Below are 19,381 nucleotides of genomic sequence, written 5' to 3'. Positions count from 1 at the left end.
TCTAAAGCGATTGTATTAACCCTTTAAAAAGCGTAATCATATTTGGTTCAGCTATTGCAGCAGTTGCTATAATATCATCAATGGCTACAGCTTCTAAATTGTCTGGATCGCATTCGTCAGTCAGTACAGAAATTGCTGCAACTTTAAGGTTGAGGTGATTAGCAACTATTACTTCTGGTACAGTACTCATACCTACTGCATCAGCACCAATAATTTTTAGCATTCTGTATTCAGCTCTTGTTTCTAATTGAGGACCAACAACGCTAGCATAAACACCTTCGTGTAACGTAATGTTGTTGGTTTTAGCTATAGATTTAAAAGTATTGTTTATGGTTGCGTCATAAGGTGCACTCATATCAGCGAATCGTTCGCCTAAAAGCGACACGCCTTTAAAGGCTAAAGGAGAGCTACCTTGAAGGTTAATATGATCGTCAATAAGCATTAATTCACCTTTTTTGAAATTGAGATTAATAGCGCCAGAAGCATTAGAAACTAGTAAAGTGGTGATGCCTAATTTTTTCATAACACGAACTGGATAAGTTACGTCTTGTAAGGTGTAGCCTTCGTATAAGTGAAAACGACCTTGCATAACAATCACTTTTTTGCCTTCAAGCTCACCAAAAATTAATTTGCCTTTATGAAACTCAACTGTTACTGTTGGAAAATTAGGAATGTGATTATAGCTTACTTCTTTAAGAATAGTAATTTCATCTAAAAGCATACCTAAGCCAGTACCTAGTATAATTCCTATTTCAGGATTAATAAATCCTTTATCTTTTAAGTAGTCAACGGTTTCGTTTATATAGTTTATCATAATTGGTTTTTAAATCGTTAACACAAAAATAAGTGAAATGTATTTAAAAATTGTAAGGATTATTAATTGCGTTAGACCAAGATGCAAAACTTAATGATAATGAAATATTCATAACAATTAGGTTGCTAATCAACCAAAATGGGATTAGGGTATTTTATTTCACCATTGTAAAACACATAAATAAAAAAACAAATGAAAAACACACTTTTAGTTTTGTTAACTGTATTAACAACATTTAGCCTTAGTGCACAAGTGCCAGAAAAAGCAGAAGACGTAAGTCCTTTATTGGTAGGGGAAACAATCCCAAATGCTAACTTAATTGATAAGAATGGTGAAGAAATTGCTCTGAAAAAAATCATTAAAGAAAAACCAACTGTTTTGGTGTTTTATCGTGGAGGATGGTGTCCTTACTGTAACACACAATTAGCTTCTTTAGCTGAATCTGAATCAGAAATCTTAGAATTGGGTTACCAAATAGTAGCAGTAAGTCCTGATAACTACAAAAATTTAGTACCAACAGGAGAAACTAACAAAGTAGGTTATAGCCTTTATGCAGACCCTGAAGCAAAACTTATTCAAGCAACAGGAATTGGTTTTAAAACTCCAGGAATGGCAGTGTCGTATATTGAAAAGAAAACAAAGATGGAAGCAACTGAGATTTTACCAGTTCCAACGGTTATGATCTTAAATACATCTGGTGATATTTTATTTGAATACATCAACCCTAATTATAAAACAAGATTAAGTAAGGAGTTGCTGGTAGCTTCTCTAAAAGCTTTAAAAGCTGATATGTAATTAGGTTTCATACCCTTTAAAACCGAAAAACCCTGACACTTGTGTCAGGGTTTTTTAGTTAAGGCATAATTATCTTTTATTGAGAATATCTTTAAGCTTTTCAGGATTGGTAATGATTTTTTCGATGAATTTCTTGCTTTTCATTCTTTTTATGAATCTTTCAAGGTATAAAGCATCATCTTTTGAATTGCATTTGTAATTGAGTATGATTTCCAATCAGAAGCTACATTAGTAAAACTGTTTTTAAAATGGTGGTTGTTATGTAGTTCTAGCCTTAATGTTGCATTTTCAGATTCACCTACATAGTATCTGTTTAAGGATTTAGAGTATAAAATGTATAGACTGTGTATGCTTGAATAAAACCAAAAAACCCGAACATTTGTTCGGGTTTTTAGTGGTGGTGCCTCCAGATAGAATTTCTGTAAGCAATTGGAGTTGTATGTTTTAAGATTTTAAAATTTTTGTTAAACAAAACGGTTGTTATTTAAATTTCGTAACTTCGCAAATACAATGAAACAGTTTTCCCATAAAATAATGTCTTTGTTAATGGCTTTTGTAGTGTTATTCTCTACAATGTCTTTTACTATGAATATGCATTATTGTGGTGATACTTTGGTAGAAACTGCTATTTTCCATAAAGCTAAAGGTTGTGGTATGGAAATGGAAAAACCTTCAACTGAAAGCTGTTCAATCACAAAGAAAAATTGTTGTGACGACAAGCAACTAGCTATTGAAGGTCAAGATGAGTTACAACTTACCATTGATAAAATTTCTTTTGAACAACAAGTATTCATTACATCTTTCGTATATACTTATATCAACCTTTTTGAAGGATTAGATAGCAATGTATCTTCTTATGAAGAATACAAACCACCACTCGTCATAAGGCGTATCTACAAGATTGACGAGACTTATTTAATTTGATTTTTAAACATTAGACTGTTTTATCCTATGGCTTTATGCTATGTGGATAATTTGTTGTATTCGGTGTTTTCTCAACACCAATGTCTAACTGTTTAATAATCAAAAATTATGCTTAATAAAGCAATCAAATTTCTTATAGAAAATAAACTCGTTGCAGTACTACTACTCGTCCTTTTCATAGGTTGGGGAACTGTTAATGTACCATTTAATTGGGATACAGGTTTTTTACCAAGTAATCCTGTAGCTGTAGATGCCATACCAGATATAGGGGAAAATCAACAAATTGTGTTCACCAAATGGGATGGTCGTTCACCACAAGATATTGAAGACCAAATCACCTATCCCTTAACCACTTCCCTACTCGGTATTCCTGGAGTAAAAACCATACGCAGCTCGTCTATGTTTGGCTTTTCAAGTATCTATATCATTTTCGAAGAAGATATAGAGTTTTACTGGAGTAGAAGTCGTATTCTCGAAAAACTCAATTCATTACCAAGTGGTTTATTGCCTGAAGGTGTTAATCCTGCATTGGGTCCAGATGCTACAGGATTAGGTCAAATATTTTGGTACACTCTTGAAGGTCGTGACGAAAACGGAAACGTTACTGGCGGATGGGATTTACACGAATTACGAAGCATTCAAGATTACTATGTAAAATATGCACTATCCTCTGCAAGTGGTGTATCTGAAGTAGCATCTATTGGTGGGTATGTGCAAGAATATCAGGTAGATGTAAACCCAGAACTAATGCGACAATACAATATAGGTTTACATCACATTGTAAAAGCAGTTAAAGAAAGTAACCGAGATATTGGAGCACAAACTTTAGAAATCAATCAAGCCGAATATCTGGTACGTGGTCTGGGTTATGTGAAATCCATAGCAGACATCGAAAATGCAGTTGTAGCTTCCGAAGATTACACAGCTATCAAAATTAAAGATGTGGCAAAAGTGTCTTTAGGTCCTGCAACAAGACGTGGTATTTTAGACAAAGAAGGAGCAGAAGTGGCTGGTGGTGTTGTAGTAGCACGTTATGGTGCTAACCCAATGGAAGTGATTAATAATGTAAAAGCCAAAATAAGCGAATTAAGCGCAGGACTACCTACAAAAACGTTGGCAGATGGCAGAACATCACAAGTAACTATAGTACCATTTTACGACCGTACAGAATTGATTCAAGAAACATTAGGCACATTAAACGAAGCCCTAACTTTAGAAATACTCATTACCATTTTGGTCATTATCATAATGGTATTTAATCTTCGTGCTTTCGTATTGATTTCAGGGCTATTACCTGTTGCGGTGTTAATGGTATTTATAGCAATGAAGCTCTTTGGTGTCGATGCCAATATTGTGGCACTTTCAGGTATTGCGATTGCTATTGGAACGATGGTAGATGTTGGTGTCATACTTTCAGAAAACATCATCAGACATTTAGATGAAAACGAAAACAAATTACCAATAAACACAGTCGTTTACAACGCAACAGCAGAAGTATCTGGTGCAATCGTAACCGCAGTAATGACAACCATTATCAGTTTTATTCCTGTATTTACAATGATTGGTGCTGAAGGAAAACTATTTAGACCATTAGCATTTACTAAAACCTTTGCTTTAACAGCGTCCATAATTGTAGCCTTATTTCTAATACCACCGTTTGCAGCCTTTTTGTTCCGAAAAAAGAGCATTCAAAAACATTTTAAATATGCTTTAAACGGTGTTTTAATAGTATTAGGAATAGCAGCAATAATTTTCGGGTATTGGTTAGGTATCATACTCATCGCTTTTGGTGTGACAGCTTTATTGAATCTTCAAAACAAGATTTCAGATAAACAGGGAAACTTTGCCAACATTATCATTTCGGCTTCGGCAATCGTGTTCTTATTAGCAGAATATTGGAGACCGTTAGGCGTAAATGAAAGCATCTTCTTAAACCTCATTTTTGTAGCTATTATTTGCTTTGGATTATTAGGTGTATTTGGATTATTCATTAAATACTACACACGTATTTTAAGATGGTGTTTAGACAATAAATTATTATTTCTTTCCATACCTACAGCAATTGTCATTGCAGGGTTTTTCATAATGAAAAATACAGGTAAAGAGTTTATGCCATCATTAAACGAGGGTTCTTTTCTGTTAATGCCTACCTCAATGCCACATTCGGGTCTAGAAGAAAATAAACGGGTTTTACAGCAATTGGATATGGCAGTCGCCAGTATTCCTGAAATTAAAACCGTTGTAGGTAAGGCAGGTAGAACAGAATCGGCTTTAGATCCTGCGCCATTATCAATGTATGAAAACATCATTCAATACAAACCCGAATATATGCTGAATGATAAAGGAGAACGTCAGCGTTTCAAAGTCAATGAAGATGGTTTATATGAATTAAAAGATGGTCGTTTAATTCACAATGAAAATATAGCTGTCAGTTCGAGCGCAGTCGAGAACAAAGCGATTATCAAATCAACTTTATTAAATATAGAAAGGTCTCAATTAATCCCAGACGATGATGGCGAGTTTTACCGAAACTGGCGACCAGAAATACAATCACCAGACGACATTTGGAACGAAATCGTAAAAGTCACCAAATTACCAGGTGTCACATCAGCACCAAAACTACAACCTATTGAAACCCGATTGGTAATGCTACAAACAGGTATGCGTGCACCAATGGGAATCAAAATTAAAGGTCAAGATTTAAAAGAAATTGAAGCTTTTGGTATGCAATTAGAAACCATTTTAAAAGAAGCTGATGGTGTAAAGGATGAAGCTGTTTTTGCAGACCGTATTGTAGGTAAACCGTATTTACTTATTGATATTGACAGAGAAAAAATTGCACGTTATGGTGTAAGTATTGAAGAGGTGCAAAACGTATTAAAAGTAGCTGTTGGTGGTATGTCATTAACCCAAACCGTTGAAGGTCGTGAGCGTTATGGCGTTCGTGTGCGCTACCCAAGAGAGTTAAGATCTAATCCAACTGATTTACAGCAAATTTACGTGCCTGTTGAAAAAGGCAGTCCTGTACCTTTAAACGAATTGGCAACCATTCGTTACGAGCAAGGTCCACAAGTGATTAAAAGTGAAGATACCTTTTTAGTGGGTTATGTGTTGTTTGATAAACTAGATGGTTATGCAGAAGTCAATGTAGTTGAAAATGCACAGGCAATGATTCAAAGCAAGATTGATGCAGGTGAATTAATAGTCCCAAAAGGCATTAACTATCAATTTACAGGAACTTACGAAAACCAATTACGTGCCGAAAAAACCTTATCGGTAGTTGTACCATTAGCATTGGCTATCATCTTTTTAATTCTGTACTTCCAATTCCGTTCGGTGGGTACGTCATTAATGGTTTTTACAGGGATTGCAGTAGCATTTGCAGGTGGCTTTTTAATGATATGGCTGTACGGTCAATCGTGGTTTTTAAACTTCAGTGTCTTTGGTGAAAACCTGCGTGATTTATTCCAAATGCACACTATTAATTTAAGTGTAGCTGTTTGGGTTGGGTTTATTGCACTTTTCGGTATTGCAACCGATGATGGTGTTGTAATGGCAACCTACTTAACACAAACATTCGATAGAAATTCACCAGAAACTAAAAAGGAAATTAGAGCATCTATTGTAGAAGCAGGTGAAAAACGTATTAGACCGTGTTTAATGACTACAGCAACAACCATTTTAGCACTCTTGCCCGTACTCACATCAACAGGACGAGGTAGTGATATTATGATTCCTATGGCAATACCGAGTTTCGGCGGAATGTTAATCGCTTTAATAACCCTATTTGTAGTACCCGTTTTATATAGCTGGAAAGCTGAAGTTCAACTTAAAAGAGCATCAAAATGAAATATATAAAAACAGTCTTTTTTCTTTTTTCTATTCTCTTTTGTCTCAAAGGAAATGCACAACAATTAGAAACATTAATTAATGAAGCGTTGGAAAACAATCCCGAAATTCAAAAATTCGAGTTGCAATACAAAAGAGTTTCAGAAAAAGTAAATGAAGTCATTACGATTCCTAATACTGAATTTGGCGTCGGTTACTTTGTTAGTGAACCAGAAACACGTACAGGCGCTCAAAGGTTTAAAGTATCAGCAAAACAAATGTTACCTTGGTTTGGTACAATTACCTCTCGTGAAGATTATGTTACCGCATTGGCAGATGCTAAATACGAAGATATTGTTATTGCCAAACGAAAATTGATGGCTTCGGTATCACAATCTTATTATAATTTATACGCCAATAAAGCTAAACAAGATGTACTAGGTCAAAACATCCAACTATTAAAAACCTATGAAACACTGGCGCTCACATCTGTTGAGGTTGGTAAAGCATCGGCTGTAGATGTGTTGCGATTACAAATGCGACAAAACGATTTACAGCAATTAAAAGATGTGTTGCAACAACAGTTTTTAGCGGAACAAACTAATTTTAATAATCTCTTGAATAGAGATAATGCAATTGAGGTTTCAGTTATAGATAGCTTGACAATTCCTATCGAAGATTTTGAAATCAATACTGAAAATCTATCGGTGCATCCTGAATTAGTAAAGTTTGATAAACTCTATCAGTCTGTAGAAAAATCAGAATTTTTAAACCAAAAAGAAAGCAGTCCAATGATTGGTTTCGGGTTAGATTATATCAATGTAGAAGAAAGACCAGGTATGAATTTCTCGGATAACGGTAAAGATATTGTAATGCCTATGGTTTCGGTGTCCATTCCCATTTTCAATAACAAATACAAATCTATTTCCAAACAAAACAAACTAGAACAACAAGAAATCTACTATCAAAAACAAGAGCGTTTAAACAGTTTAAAAACGGTTTTAGATAAAGCTTTAAACGAGCGTATTTCAGCAAGAATAAGTCATAAAACAGCAACAAAAAACCTGAAACAAGCTAGAGATGCAGAACAAATACTCATCAAAAGCTACGAAACTGGTACGATTAATTTTAACGATATTTTGGATATTCAGGAATTACAATTAAAGTTTCAAATCAATCAAATTGAATCGGTTAAAAATTTCTATGTGCAAAGTTCAATTATTAACTATCTAACCAATTAACAATGAAACACACGTATCACATACACGGAATGACTTGCAACGGTTGTCGCAGTCACGTAGAGGAAACACTTTCTAAAGTGGAAGGTGTTTCAAAAGCAACAGTCAATTTAGAAAAGGCAGAAGCTACAATCGAAATGGAATCGCATATTCCTATAGAAACATTTCAAGAAGCCTTAAAAAATGATGGTGGGAGATACAGTATTCATAAACAAGGTGAACATCATCACCATTTAGAAGATAAAAAGGAAAATCAACCAAAAGCAAAAGGCACAGGTACATTTTATTGTCCTATGCATTGCGAAGGTGATAAAACCTACGATAAACCAGGCGATTGTCCGGTTTGCGGTATGGATTTGGTAGAAGAGCAAAGTCTATCAACATCAAATGTAGAGCAATGGACGTGCCCGATGCATCCAGAAATTGTAAAAGACGAAGCAGGTTCTTGTCCTATTTGCGGTATGGATTTAGTACCAATGAAACCAGACCTTTCTGCTGAAGAAAAGACCTATAAAAAATTATTAAAAAAGTTTTGGATAGCAACAGCATTTACACTGCCTGTTTTCTTAATAGCTATGAGCGAAATGCTACACAACAATCCGTTATACGATATAATGGAACAAAAATATTGGAATTGGGTTCAGTTTGCTTTATCCATTCCAGTGGTATTCTATGCTACTTGGATGTTTTTTGAACGTGCTTACAAAAGTATTAAAACGTGGAACCTCAATATGTTTACACTCATTGGGATTGGTGCTGGTGTTGCTTGGCTATTTAGTGTAGTTGGGATGCTTATACCTGATGTTTTTCCAGCACAGTTTAAAACTGAATCTGGAGCAGTTCACGTGTATTTTGAAGCTGCAACAGTTATTCTGACATTAGTGCTTTTAGGTCAATTATTGGAAGCTCGTGCTCACAGTAAAACCAATTCCGCAGTAAAAGAATTACTGAAATTAGCACCTAATAAAGCTATAAAAATAGTTGATGGTGAAGAAGTTGAAGTCAGTATAGATAAGATAGAATTAAATGATATTCTAAAAGTAAAACCAGGCGATAAAATCCCTGTTGATGGTGTGATAACAGAAGGCGAAACAACTATTGACGAATCTATGATTACTGGAGAACCTATTCCTGTAAACAAATCTCAAGATGATAAAGTAAGTAGCGGAACAATTAACGGGAATCAATCATTCTTAATGAAAGCGGAAAAAGTAGGAAGTGATACGTTACTCTCACAAATCATTCATATGGTTAATGATGCCAGTAGAAGTCGCGCACCTATCCAAAATTTAGCTGATAAAGTATCAGGGTATTTTGTACCAGTTGTAGTTATTATATCGATAATCACATTTATTATTTGGGCAATTTGGGGTCCAGAACCTGCTTATGTTTATGCATTAGTCAATGCAATTGCAGTACTAATCATTGCGTGTCCTTGTGCTTTAGGTTTAGCAACACCAATGTCTGTAATGGTTGGCGTGGGCAAAGGTGCTCAAAATGGTGTTTTGATAAAAAATGCTGAAGCTCTTGAAAAAATGGATAAGGTTGATACTTTAATAGTAGATAAAACTAGTACGATTACCGAAGGCAAACCAACAGTAGAAACAGTAGGGACATTTAGCGATACTTTAAACCAAAAAGAGCTACTACAATATATTGCTTCATTAAATACCAACAGTGAGCATCCATTAGCAGAAGCAACCGTCAAATATGGTAAAGAACATAATGCTGAAATAATAAAATCTCAAAACTTTAGTGCTATCACAGGAAAAGGTGTTGAAGCAATAATAAACGATAAAAAAGTAGCATTAGGAAATCCTAAAATGATGGAATATGCCAAAGCAGATATTACTTCTAAAATGAAAGACGAAGCTAAAACCTATCAAAAGCAAGGGAAAACAGTGTCTTATTTAGCCATAGATAAAAAAGTGGTGGGTTATGTAGTTATAGGAGATAAAATAAAAGAGACCAGTGCAAAAGCTATACAAGAATTGCAAAGCAAAGGGGTTGATGTGATAATGCTTACAGGAGATAATCACGATACAGCTCAAGCAGTAGCTTCTGAATTAAATCTAGCAGATTTTAAAGCGAGTATGTTACCCGAAGACAAATTACAAGAAGTTGAGAAACTTCAAAACAACGGTAAAGTGGTTGCTATGGCAGGTGATGGCATTAATGATGCACCTGCATTGGCAAAAAGTGATGTAGGTATTGCAATGGGAACAGGAACAGATGTCGCTATTGAAAGTGCTATGATTACATTGGTAAAAGGCGATTTACACGGCATTGTAAAAGCTCGTCATTTAAGCAGTGCAGTAATGAAGAATATTAAACAAAATCTATTCTTCGCATTAGTTTATAATACTTTAGGAGTGCCTATTGCAGCAGGTGTACTATTTCCATTTTTTGGAATATTACTATCACCAATGATTGCAGCTTTGGCAATGAGTTTTAGTTCGGTGTCAGTTATAACAAATGCGTTACGTTTAAGAAGAGTAGCTATATAATTATAAAATTAAAATATTATGGAAAATCACAACAAAATGAAAAAGTCAAACTATAAAAAATTTGGACTAATGTTATTGGTGTCATTCATTATGATGTATGGCATTATGTTTTTAAATGTGTTTGAATTAGACCATATTCTATTAAGCACCACAAGAACCTATATGGCGTTGCTGATGGTTGCGCCAATGGCTATTTCAATGCTTTTGTTTATGTGGAAAATGTACGAAAATACTAAAGTCAACTTTACTATTATTGGTGTTTCAATTATTGTTTTTATAGGATGTCTCTATGGATTAAGAACACAAACACCAATTAGTGATATTCAATGGATGAAAGCAATGATACCACATCATTCATCAGCTATACTGACAAGTTCTAATGCTAACTTTAAAGATGCAGAAGTTCAAAAGTTAGCTAATGACATTATAAAAGCACAAGAAAAAGAAATTGCAGAAATGAAAACAATGATAAATCGAATAGAAAATGAAAACAAATAAAATACTAGTCTATTTAGGAATATTAGCAGTTGGTTTATTATTAGGTTGGTTGCTATTTGGCGGTTCATCAAAAGAAGAAGCAGACCATAATCACAATGAAGTTGCGCAAACTAATCAAATGTGGACTTGCTCTATGCACCCACAAATTATGCAACCAGAACCAGGCGATTGTCCAATTTGCGGAATGGATTTAATTCCTGCTGAAGCTGGTGCAGATGGTTTAACAGCAGACCAGTTTAAATTAACAGCTAATGCGATGGCTTTAGCAAACATTCAAACTATCGTTGTTGGTAATGGTTCAGTCGAAAATGGAATCATAAAATTATCAGGAAAAATAGCCGAAAACGAAGAAGCAAATGCAGTACAAGTGAGTTATTTTTCAGGGAGAATTGAACGCTTAAACATTAGTTTTACTGGCGAAGAAGTTCGTAAAGGACAATTATTGGCAACTATTTATTCACCCGAATTATATGCAGCACAACAAGAATTGATTACAGCAGCTTCATTAAAAGCATCGCAACCTGCTCTATATAAAGCGGTACGTAATAAATTAAAGCTTTGGAAATTGTCCGAAACTCAAATCAACCAAATTGAATCATCTGGTAAAGTCATTGAAAATTTCCCTGTGTATGCTACGGTTTCTGGTACTGTTACCGAAAAATTGGTAGAACAAGGCGATTACATTAAGCAAGGTCAGTCTTTGTTAAAAATTGCTAACCTCAATACGGTTTGGGCAAATTTTGATGTTTATGAAAATCAAATTGAACTATTCAAAAAAGGGCAAGAAGTTAATATAATCACCAATGCCTATCCTAATAAACAATTTAAAGGAAAAGTAGATTTTATAGATCCAATTTTAAATACCAAAACTCGTACTGTAGATTTACGTGTGGTTTTAAATAATAAAGAAGCCATTTTTAAACCAGGAATGTTTGTAACTGCAGAAATTGAAAGCACTAAAACCAATGCAAATGAAGTAATAATGATTCCGTCTTCTGCAGTACTTTGGACTGGCGAACGTTCTGTTGTATATTTAAAAACCAATCCAAATGAACCTGTTTTTGAATTGAAAGAAGTGGCTTTAGGTAATAAAATCGGTGATAATTATGAGGTATTAGAGGGATTATTTACAGGAAATGAAATTGTTACCAACGGAACATTTACTGTAGATGCTGCTGCACAACTACAAGGCAAAAAATCAATGATGAACAAGCAAGGTGGTAAAACTATGTCAGGTCACGAAGGTCATTTAGGTATGGATAATGATTCAAAAAATGAAAGCGACCATACTCATATGAATGAACGCTTAAAAGTGTCAGAGAAATTTCAAGAGCAATTAAAAAAAGTATACAATGATTATATCAATTTAAAAGATGCTTTAGTAAAAGAAGACTCAAAAGGTAGTTCACAAAATGCAACTTCTTTACTATCAAATTTAAGTAAGACAGATATGAAATTGCTTAAAGATGAAGCACACAATCATTGGATGTCATTAATAGATGAGATAAAATCTTCTACAACTTCAATAGCCGGTTCACAAGACATTAAAACCCAAAGAAATCACTTTAAACACTTGTCTTCACATTTAATAAAAGCGGTTCAAATATTTGGTGTAAATGAAAAGGTATATGTAGAATTTTGCCCTATGGCAGATAACAATAACGGAGCCTATTGGTTAAGTAAAGAAGAACAAATCTTGAATCCATATTTTGGTGATGCAATGCTTAAATGTGGCGAGGTTAAACAAACAATAGAATAAATAAACACAGATAATAATTAAATTTTTAAAAATGAAGAAAGTAATTTTAAGTGTAGCTGTAATAGTAGCTATGGGATTAACAAGTTGTAAAAACGAAACTAAAAAAGTTGAAGAAACTACAACAACTGAAGTGTCAAAAGAAATTGCAATGACAGATTTATCTTTTGGCGTAAGAGGTAATTGTGGTATGTGTAAAAACACCATTGAAAAAGCAGCCAATAGTGTTGAAGGTGTTACCGCTGCTAACTGGGATAAAGACAAAAAGAAAATAGATATATCTTTCGATAGTTCTAAAACAGATGCAATGGCAATTCATAATGCAATCGCAGCTTCAGGATATGATACTGAAAAAGTTGCAGGAAATGAAGAAGCCTATAAAAATTTACCTGGTTGTTGCCAATACGATCACGAAATGATGATGAATCAATCTGGAGAAATGAAAAGTGATGACCATTCAAATCACGACCATTAATAATGAACAGAAAAGAACACTGGGAAAATGTCTTTAAAACAAAATCTCTAAATGAGGTAAGTTGGTTTGAACCAATACCAGAAACCTCATTATCATTTATTGAAATAGCAAATCTGTCTAAATCAGATAAGATAATTGATATTGGAGGTGGTGATAGTTTTTTGGTAGATTATTTGTTAAAATTAGGCTACACAAATATTACAGTGTTAGATATTTCGGAAGCAGCAATTCAACGAGCTAAAAAAAGACTAAAAAATCAGGCAGATGATGTTACTTGGATTGTATCGGATGTTTTAGATTTTGTTCCAACTGAAAAATATCATTTTTGGCACGATAGAGCGTCATTTCATTTTTTAATTGATGAATCTCAAATCAAAAAGTATCAACAACTGGTACAACAGAATATCGAGAAAAATGGAAATTTAGTAATAGGTACATTTTCAGAAAATGGACCCAAAAAGTGTAGTGGTTTAGAAATAAAACAATATTCTGAAAAATCTTTGGAAGATTTGTTTAATGTTTCATTTTCTAAACAAAAATGTATTAATAAGTCACATACAACGCCTTTTGATACAAATCAGAATTTCACGTTTTGTTGGTTCAAGAAAAAGTAGGGTGATTTAATACAATTATCAATTTTTTTTGGTTTCAATAATTATTAATGGTTGTTAAATAGAAAAAGTCTTTTTAGCGAATTTCTTTTTTTGGTTAAACTTATATTATAAAGTAATGAAAGTAGTAATATAGAAATAATTGTCCCTAATGTTGTCCCTTAAAAAAACAAAAACCTCATAAACATTGAGTTTATGAGGTTTTGCTGGTGGTGCCTCCAGGAATCGAACCAGGGACACAAGGATTTTCAGTCCTTTGCTCTACCAACTGAGCTAAGGCACCAGTTGCTTAATTGCGGATGCAAATATAAATTCATTTTTATTAAACACAAAAAGAAAAGATATAAAAATTGCTTTTGTAAATTTACAGCTTTAATTAATATCATGAATTTAATAGTAGATGTTGGTAATTCTTATGTGAAATTCGCTGTATTTCAGTCATATGAGTTAATAGATAAAGTGTTTTTTAAATTAGAGGACTTTGAAAAAGAGTTTAAAATAATTTTAAAAAAACACGAAAAAATTAATAGATGTATTGTTTCTTCAGTAGGAAAACTCAATACATCTCATCTAAAAGCAATCCAAAAAAAGCTAGATGTTCTTGTTTTGGACTCTAATACTAAACTTCCGTTTAAAAATTTGTATGATACTCCTAAAACACTTGGTGTAGATAGAATTGCTTTAGTAAGTGCTTCTGTAAAGCAGTTTCCTGATAATAATGCTTTAATTATTGATGCAGGTACTTGTATAACTTATGATTTTATTAATATTGAAAATGAATACCTTGGAGGTGCTATTTCACCAGGAATTAGAATGCGATATAAAGCATTAAATAATTTAACTGCAAATCTTCCGTTATTAGATACTGAACTTCCAAAAGACTTTATTGGAACTGCTACAGACAGTTCAATACACTCTGGAGTTGTAAATGGAATTTTAAAAGAAATTGATGGTGTTATAGACCAATATGAAGAAAAATACCCACATTTAACAGTTATTTTAACAGGCGGAGACGCTAATTTCTTGTCAAAACAATTAAAAAATAGCATATTTGCCAACTCTAATTTTCTTTTAGAAGGTTTAAACTTTATTTTAGAATTTAATTCAAACTAATGATAAAAAGACTTGTAGTAGTTTTAATAACTTTTTTTGCATTACAGTCACATGCTCAAGAAGGTACAGCTTCGCCATATTCATTTTACGGAATAGGAAGTTTAAAATTTAAAGGTACAGTTGAGAATAGAAGTATGGGTGGATTGAGCATTTATACTGATAGTATCCATATTAACTTAAGAAACCCAGCAGGATACGCTGGTAATAATCTAAAAATTTGGAACGAAGAAAGCAGACCAGTTAAATTTACAGTAGGAGGAAGCTACTCAAGCACTAATTTAAAGAGTGAATCGCAAAGCGATAATACAAGTACTACAACTTTCGATTATTTTGCACTTTCAGTACCAATGGGAAAATTTGGATTAGGAATGGGGTTATTGCCATACACATCAGTAGGTTATAAACTTGAATCTAATAACGACGACGGAAATATAAACAATAGATATACAGGAGAAGGAGGTCTCAATAAAGCATTTTTGGCAATAGGTTATCAAATTACTGAAGAGCTTAGTGTAGGTGTCGATGCTAATTATAATTTTGGGAATATTCAAAACAATGTAGCAGAGTATAGATACGATGACGATGGAGTGTTAATTCAATATGCAACTATTGAAGCTAATAGATCTGATTTAAGTGGGCTAAACTTTAACATTGGTGTATCATACAAAACAATGGTAAGTAACAAGCTTGAGCTTATTTCTGGGTTAACCTATTCGCCTAAAAGTAAAATTGGCTCAAACAACTCAAGAACCTTTACAGCAGGTACAAACACTATTGAATCCGATTTAGCTGCTGAAGGCTTAGATCAAACCGATTTAACGTTGCCTTCAAGCTTTTCTTTTGGAGTAGGTATAGGTCAACCAAGAAAATGGTTTTTAGGAGCTGAATATTCGTCTCAAAACACAAGCGAATTTTCAAACCCAATTTTTTCTATAGATAATACCAATTTTGTAAATGCTTCTTCGTTTTCATTAGGAGGGTTTTATATTCCTAATTACGATTCTTTTTCAGGATATTGGAAAAGAGCTACTTATAGAGCAGGTATGCGCTTTGAACACACAGGTTTAAAAATAAATAATGAGGATATTAGAGAGTTTGGCATGTCTTTTGGAGTTGGATTACCAGTTGGAGGTATGTTTTCTAATGCAAACCTTGGATTAGAGTTTGGTAAGCGTGGAACAACTAACGCAAATTTAATACAAGAGAATTTCATTAATTTCCAACTAAGTTTGTCTTTAAACGATAGATGGTTCCAAAAAATTAAATATAACTAACGGTAAAATAATAAAACGATGAAGACTAAAATTACTTTAATACTAGTTGCCTTGTTTATGAGTGTTAACCTTGGTTTTGCTCAGCAAGATGAAGAGTGCATGACCAACTTAACAATCTTTACAGATTACTACAAGAGTAAAAAGTATGATGAGGCTTATGAGCCATGGATGAAAGTTAGAAATAAATGTCCAAAGTTTAATAGAGCTATCTATGCTTACGGAGAAAAAATATTAAAGCATAAAATTGATAACTCTACTGGAGCCGAACAAAAAGCCTATATTGATGATTTAATGTTGTTATGGGATAAAGCCCTAGAATATTTCCCAAGTAAATATGACTTAGGAGAAGTATTATCAGATAAAGGTTTGTTAATGTATGACAACAGAGAGGCTCTTGGTGTTACAGATAAACAATTGTTTGATGCATTTGATAAAGCTTACAAGCAAGATTTAGAGAATTTCACAAGTGCAAAAGGTTTATACGTATACTTTACTTCTATAGTTGATATGTACAAAGCTGGACAAGCGCCAATTCAAGATGTATTTAATAAGTACGATGATATCTCTGATAAAATTGAAAAAGAAGTAGGAAACTTTACTGAGAAGTTAAATAAGTTAGTTACTAAAGAAGAGTCTGGTCAAAAATTATCTTCAAAAGAAGAAAAGTATAAAAAGTACTATGAAGACTCATTAGAAGCTTACGATAAGATTTCTGGTAGTATTGATACATATTTAGGTCAGTTAGCTAACTGTGAAAACCTAATTCCTTTATATAAGAAAGATTTCGAAACGTATAAAAACGATGCAGTTTGGTTAAAGCGTGCTGTAAACAGAATGTATAACAAAGAATGTACTGATGATCCATTGTACATTGAGCTAGTAAAAGCGTATGATGCTACTGATCCATCTGCAGATACTAAATACTTTGTGGCTACAATATTATTTAACCAAGGTAAGGATAACGAAGCTATGGATTATTTAAAACAAGCTTTCGACCTTCAAACAGATACTTACAAAAAAGGTAAACTTGCTGAAAAAATTGGTTCTATCTTAAAGAAAAAAGGAAGATATGGAGAAGCTAGAGGTTACTATAGAGAATCTTTAAAGTTAAACCCATCAAACGGAAGACCACACTTGTCTATTGCTGCTATGTATGCTGCTAGTGCAAACAACTGTGGTGATACAAACTTTAACAAAAGAGCAATGTTCTGGTATGCTGCACAAGAAGCACTTAAAGCTGGTAAAGTTGATGCTAACCTTAAGTCGGCTGCAAACCAAACTTACGAGAGTTATATGGCAAAAGCACCTTCTAGAAGCGAGATTTTTTCTTGTAGTTGTTCAGGTGAAGTTATTAAGTTTAACTGTTGGACAGGAGGTAGTGTAACCGTACCAAGTCTTTAATGAAAGCACATATTTTACATAGTATAAAAAACATAGTCACAGTAATTGCTGTGACTATGTTTTTTTCATGTAAAAACAATTTTAAAGAAGTTCAAAAAGTTGGTATTCTGCAAAACGAGCCTATTGGAGAAGCAGAACATATCGATTTAAAATACACCGAAAAACTTGAAGATTCAGGTAAACTAAAGGCAAACTTAAAAAGTCCTAAAATGTTTGATTACTCCAACAGGAGTTTTGCGTTTTCTGAATTTCCTCAAGGCATACATCTTACCGTTTTTGACGAGGAAAATAACAAAAGCGTTATTGTTTCTGACTATGCTATTTTTTATAGCGAAACCGATCTTATAGATCTTCAAGGTAACGTAGTAATTTCTACTCACAGTAGAGATACGCTATTTGCCGAACAACTTTACTACGACCAAAAAAGAGAATGGTTATTTACAAACAAACCCGTAACCTTGCGTTCTGGCTCTGAGATAAGCCACGGAAAAGGTTTTGACTCTGACTCTAACTTTAAAAATTTTGAAGTTACTGAGATGAGTGGTATTGTTTATTTGGATGAATAATTAGTTATCTTTGTTCCAACTAACTTTTATAAAAAATGAAAATTCTTAGCTTTTTTCAATATGTATATGCATTTGTAGCAATTGTTTTTACTTATGATGCTATTACCCAATGGAACGTTGATCGAAACCGTTCTTACATGCTTTTGTTTTTAGCAGCACTTGCAGTATTTATGTTTTTCTTCAGAAAACGATTCAGAAAAAAAATTGAAGACCGAAATCAAAAATAATATATGGATTTCAGTATCTTGATTATTGTTTTATCACTGCTTTTATCTGCCTTTTTTTCTGGTATGGAAATCGCTTATGTGTCTTCAAACAAGATACACATTGAAATTGAAAAAAAGCAGGACGATTTTCTTGCAAAAATATTAAGACGACTTACCGAAAGACCTTCTAAATATATTGCCACAATGCTTATTGGTAATAATATAGCATTGGTAATTTACGGTTTTGTAATGGGAGATGTTCTTGTTAATTGGTTTCAATCTATTTTGGCCGATTCAGGGTCTGGGTTTGTTCGTTATTTATTATATGACTTAAGCTTACTTTCCCAAACGATTATTTCAACAATAATCATTTTAATAACTGCCGAATTTTTACCAAAGGTATTTTTTCAAATTTATGCTAATTCTTTTCTTAAGATTTTTGCATTACCAGCGTATATTTTTTACCTATTGTTTTGGTTTATTTCCTCTTTTGTGATTTGGATTTCTGACCTTATTTTGAAATACTTTTTTAAAACCGATGGAGACGATGTACAGTTGGCAATGACCAAAGTTGAACTGGGTAATTACATAAGTGAGCAAATGGAGGCTGTTGAGGAGCATGAAGAAGTGGATAGTGAGATTCAGATTTTTCAAAACGCCTTAGAGTTTTCTGAAGTAAAAACTAGAGAGGTTATGATACCAAGAACCGAAATAGTTGCTGTTGAGGTTAACGATTCTATCAAAAACATCAATAACTTATTTACTACTTCTGGTTTGTCAAAAATCTTGGTATACAAAGACACTATTGATGATGTTTTGGGCTATGTGCATTCTTTTGAGTTGTTTAAAAAACCAAAGTCTATTAAATCCATCACACTTCCTGTAGAGTTTGTTCCAGAAACTATGCTTGCTAAAGATGTGCTTAATATTCTTACTAAAAAGCGAAAAAGTATTGCAGTTGTTATAGATGAGTATGGTGGGACATCTGGTATAATGACGGTTGAAGATATTATAGAAGAATTATTTGGTGAAATTGAAGACGAGCACGATACAGTGGCTTTAATCGAAGAAAAAATTGACGATAAAAACTATAAATTTTCGGCGCGTTTAGAAGTGGATTATCTCAACGAAGCCTATAAACTTAATCTGCCAGAAGGCGAAAACTACGAAACTTTAGGAGGCTTAATAGTGGATGAAACCGAAGAAATACCTCAGGTTGATACCCAAGTTGTTATAGAAAATTTCCTGTTTACAATCTTAGAAGTGTCTTCTACAAAAATTGATGTGGTTTCTCTTAAAATCCTCGAAGAAGAATAAACGTTATATTACCATAAAAATCTGTTCTACTACTTTTATTATTTGATATAAAATGGTA

General features: G+C 33.3%; 17 protein-coding genes and 1 tRNA gene. 15 read left to right on the top strand and 3 right to left on the bottom strand.

Going from position 1 to position 19,381, the window contains the following annotated elements:
- Window position 1: 1 nt before the first annotated feature.
- Window positions 2–814, bottom strand: a complete 813-nt coding sequence (locus OD803_RS02090) for a purine-nucleoside phosphorylase (RefSeq protein WP_262732183.1) — start codon at window positions 812–814, stop codon at window positions 2–4.
- 192 nt (window positions 815–1,006) lie between these two features.
- Here OD803_RS02090 and OD803_RS02085 point away from each other — a divergent pair, with 192 nt between their 5' ends.
- Window positions 1,007–1,609 (top strand): peroxiredoxin-like family protein, encoded by a 603-nt coding sequence (locus tag OD803_RS02085; protein ID WP_262732182.1) that lies wholly within the window; start codon window positions 1,007–1,009, stop codon window positions 1,607–1,609.
- A 149-nt stretch (window positions 1,610–1,758) separates the two neighbouring features.
- Here the strand turns inward: OD803_RS02085 and OD803_RS02080 are convergent, their stop codons facing one another.
- The gene (locus tag OD803_RS02080) at window positions 1,759–1,944 is read right to left on the bottom strand and encodes a hypothetical protein (protein WP_262732523.1); all 186 of its coding nucleotides are present in this window, start codon (window positions 1,942–1,944) and stop codon (window positions 1,759–1,761) included.
- 175 nt (window positions 1,945–2,119) lie between these two features.
- On the opposite strand from OD803_RS02080, the gene OD803_RS02075 reads away from it, so the two are divergent.
- The 8 genes from OD803_RS02075 to OD803_RS02040 all read left to right on the top strand — a co-directional run bounded on the left by OD803_RS02075 (window position 2,120) and on the right by OD803_RS02040 (window position 13,449).
- Window positions 2,120–2,533, top strand: a complete 414-nt coding sequence (locus OD803_RS02075) for an HYC_CC_PP family protein (protein ID WP_262732181.1) — start codon at window positions 2,120–2,122, stop codon at window positions 2,531–2,533.
- A 108-nt stretch (window positions 2,534–2,641) separates the two neighbouring features.
- Window positions 2,642–6,382: an efflux RND transporter permease subunit gene (locus tag OD803_RS02070; RefSeq protein WP_262732180.1), complete on the top strand. Its 3,741-nt coding sequence runs from the start codon at window positions 2,642–2,644 to the stop codon at window positions 6,380–6,382.
- On the top strand, window positions 6,379–7,602 hold the full coding sequence (locus OD803_RS02065) for a TolC family protein (protein ID WP_262732179.1): 1,224 nt from the start codon (window positions 6,379–6,381) through the stop codon (window positions 7,600–7,602). Before OD803_RS02070 ends, OD803_RS02065 begins: the two co-directional genes overlap by 4 nt.
- 2 nt (window positions 7,603–7,604) lie before the next feature.
- A complete protein-coding gene (locus OD803_RS02060; RefSeq protein ID WP_262732178.1) occupies window positions 7,605–10,106 on the top strand; it encodes a heavy metal translocating P-type ATPase in 2,502 nt (833 codons plus the stop codon).
- Between the two features lie 18 nt (window positions 10,107–10,124).
- Complete coding sequence (locus tag OD803_RS02055) at window positions 10,125–10,604, top strand: DUF305 domain-containing protein (protein WP_332006926.1); 480 nt, start codon at window positions 10,125–10,127, stop codon at window positions 10,602–10,604.
- Window positions 10,591–12,363 carry an efflux RND transporter periplasmic adaptor subunit gene (locus OD803_RS02050; protein ID WP_262732177.1) on the top strand — a complete coding sequence of 591 codons (1,773 nt, stop codon included), beginning with the start codon at window positions 10,591–10,593 and terminating at the stop codon, window positions 12,361–12,363. Before OD803_RS02055 ends, OD803_RS02050 begins: the two co-directional genes overlap by 14 nt.
- Window positions 12,364–12,394: 31 nt before the next feature.
- Entirely contained in the window at window positions 12,395–12,835 is a 441-nt protein-coding gene (locus OD803_RS02045) for a heavy-metal-associated domain-containing protein (RefSeq protein WP_262732176.1), read from the top strand.
- Between the two features lie 2 nt (window positions 12,836–12,837).
- Entirely contained in the window at window positions 12,838–13,449 is a 612-nt protein-coding gene (locus OD803_RS02040; RefSeq protein ID WP_262732175.1) for a class I SAM-dependent methyltransferase, read from the top strand.
- A gap of 204 nt (window positions 13,450–13,653) precedes the next feature.
- Here the strand turns inward: OD803_RS02040 and OD803_RS02035 are convergent.
- Window positions 13,654–13,729, bottom strand: a tRNA-Phe gene (locus OD803_RS02035).
- Between the two features lie 101 nt (window positions 13,730–13,830).
- Here OD803_RS02035 and OD803_RS02030 point away from each other — a divergent pair.
- The 6 genes from OD803_RS02030 to OD803_RS02005 are packed head-to-tail and all read left to right on the top strand — an operon-like array spanning window position 13,831 to window position 19,323.
- Window positions 13,831–14,559 carry a type III pantothenate kinase gene (locus OD803_RS02030; RefSeq protein WP_262732174.1) on the top strand — a complete coding sequence of 243 codons (729 nt, stop codon included), beginning with the start codon at window positions 13,831–13,833 and terminating at the stop codon, window positions 14,557–14,559.
- On the top strand, window positions 14,559–15,833 hold the full coding sequence (locus tag OD803_RS02025) for a hypothetical protein (RefSeq protein WP_262732173.1): 1,275 nt from the start codon (window positions 14,559–14,561) through the stop codon (window positions 15,831–15,833). The genes OD803_RS02030 and OD803_RS02025 overlap by 1 nt, the downstream gene beginning before the upstream one ends.
- Window positions 15,834–15,851: 18 nt before the next feature.
- Window positions 15,852–17,234, top strand: a complete 1,383-nt coding sequence (locus OD803_RS02020) for a tetratricopeptide repeat protein (RefSeq protein WP_262732172.1) — start codon at window positions 15,852–15,854, stop codon at window positions 17,232–17,234.
- Complete coding sequence (gene lptC, locus OD803_RS02015; protein WP_134198586.1) at window positions 17,234–17,800, top strand: LPS export ABC transporter periplasmic protein LptC; 567 nt, start codon at window positions 17,234–17,236, stop codon at window positions 17,798–17,800. The genes OD803_RS02020 and lptC overlap by 1 nt, the downstream gene beginning before the upstream one ends.
- Window positions 17,801–17,835: 35 nt before the next feature.
- The gene (locus OD803_RS02010) at window positions 17,836–18,027 is read left to right on the top strand and encodes a hypothetical protein (RefSeq protein WP_129759347.1); all 192 of its coding nucleotides are present in this window, start codon (window positions 17,836–17,838) and stop codon (window positions 18,025–18,027) included.
- Between the two features lie 3 nt (window positions 18,028–18,030).
- Entirely contained in the window at window positions 18,031–19,323 is a 1,293-nt protein-coding gene (locus tag OD803_RS02005) for a hemolysin family protein (RefSeq protein WP_262732171.1), read from the top strand.
- Window positions 19,324–19,381: the final 58 nt, after the last annotated feature.

It is taken from the genome of Gaetbulibacter sp. NE, assembly GCF_025548475.1.
Classification (GTDB): domain Bacteria; phylum Bacteroidota; class Bacteroidia; order Flavobacteriales; family Flavobacteriaceae; genus Gaetbulibacter_B; species Gaetbulibacter_B jejuensis.
Note: the sequence above shows the minus strand (reverse complement) of the source record. Positions and strands in the feature narration are given on the sequence as shown.

Excerpts from the sequence above, each read along its gene's own strand:
- OD803_RS02090 (WP_262732183.1), bottom strand. The coding sequence starts at position 814 with ATGATAAACTATATAAACGAAACCGTTGACTACTTAAAAGATAAAGGA.
- OD803_RS02085 (WP_262732182.1), top strand. The coding sequence starts at position 1,007 with ATGAAAAACACACTTTTAGTTTTGTTAACTGTATTAACAACATTTAGC.
- OD803_RS02075 (WP_262732181.1), top strand. The coding sequence starts at position 2,120 with ATGAAACAGTTTTCCCATAAAATAATGTCTTTGTTAATGGCTTTTGTA.
- OD803_RS02070 (WP_262732180.1), top strand. The coding sequence starts at position 2,642 with ATGCTTAATAAAGCAATCAAATTTCTTATAGAAAATAAACTCGTTGCA.
- OD803_RS02065 (WP_262732179.1), top strand. The coding sequence starts at position 6,379 with ATGAAATATATAAAAACAGTCTTTTTTCTTTTTTCTATTCTCTTTTGT.
- OD803_RS02060 (WP_262732178.1), top strand. The coding sequence starts at position 7,605 with ATGAAACACACGTATCACATACACGGAATGACTTGCAACGGTTGTCGC.
- OD803_RS02055 (WP_332006926.1), top strand. The coding sequence starts at position 10,125 with ATGGAAAATCACAACAAAATGAAAAAGTCAAACTATAAAAAATTTGGA.
- OD803_RS02050 (WP_262732177.1), top strand. The coding sequence starts at position 10,591 with ATGAAAACAAATAAAATACTAGTCTATTTAGGAATATTAGCAGTTGGT.
- OD803_RS02045 (WP_262732176.1), top strand. The coding sequence starts at position 12,395 with ATGAAGAAAGTAATTTTAAGTGTAGCTGTAATAGTAGCTATGGGATTA.
- OD803_RS02040 (WP_262732175.1), top strand. The coding sequence starts at position 12,838 with ATGAACAGAAAAGAACACTGGGAAAATGTCTTTAAAACAAAATCTCTA.
- OD803_RS02030 (WP_262732174.1), top strand. The coding sequence starts at position 13,831 with ATGAATTTAATAGTAGATGTTGGTAATTCTTATGTGAAATTCGCTGTA.
- OD803_RS02025 (WP_262732173.1), top strand. The coding sequence starts at position 14,559 with ATGATAAAAAGACTTGTAGTAGTTTTAATAACTTTTTTTGCATTACAG.
- OD803_RS02020 (WP_262732172.1), top strand. The coding sequence starts at position 15,852 with ATGAAGACTAAAATTACTTTAATACTAGTTGCCTTGTTTATGAGTGTT.
- lptC (WP_134198586.1), top strand. The coding sequence starts at position 17,234 with ATGAAAGCACATATTTTACATAGTATAAAAAACATAGTCACAGTAATT.
- OD803_RS02010 (WP_129759347.1), top strand. The coding sequence starts at position 17,836 with ATGAAAATTCTTAGCTTTTTTCAATATGTATATGCATTTGTAGCAATT.
- OD803_RS02005 (WP_262732171.1), top strand. The coding sequence starts at position 18,031 with ATGGATTTCAGTATCTTGATTATTGTTTTATCACTGCTTTTATCTGCC.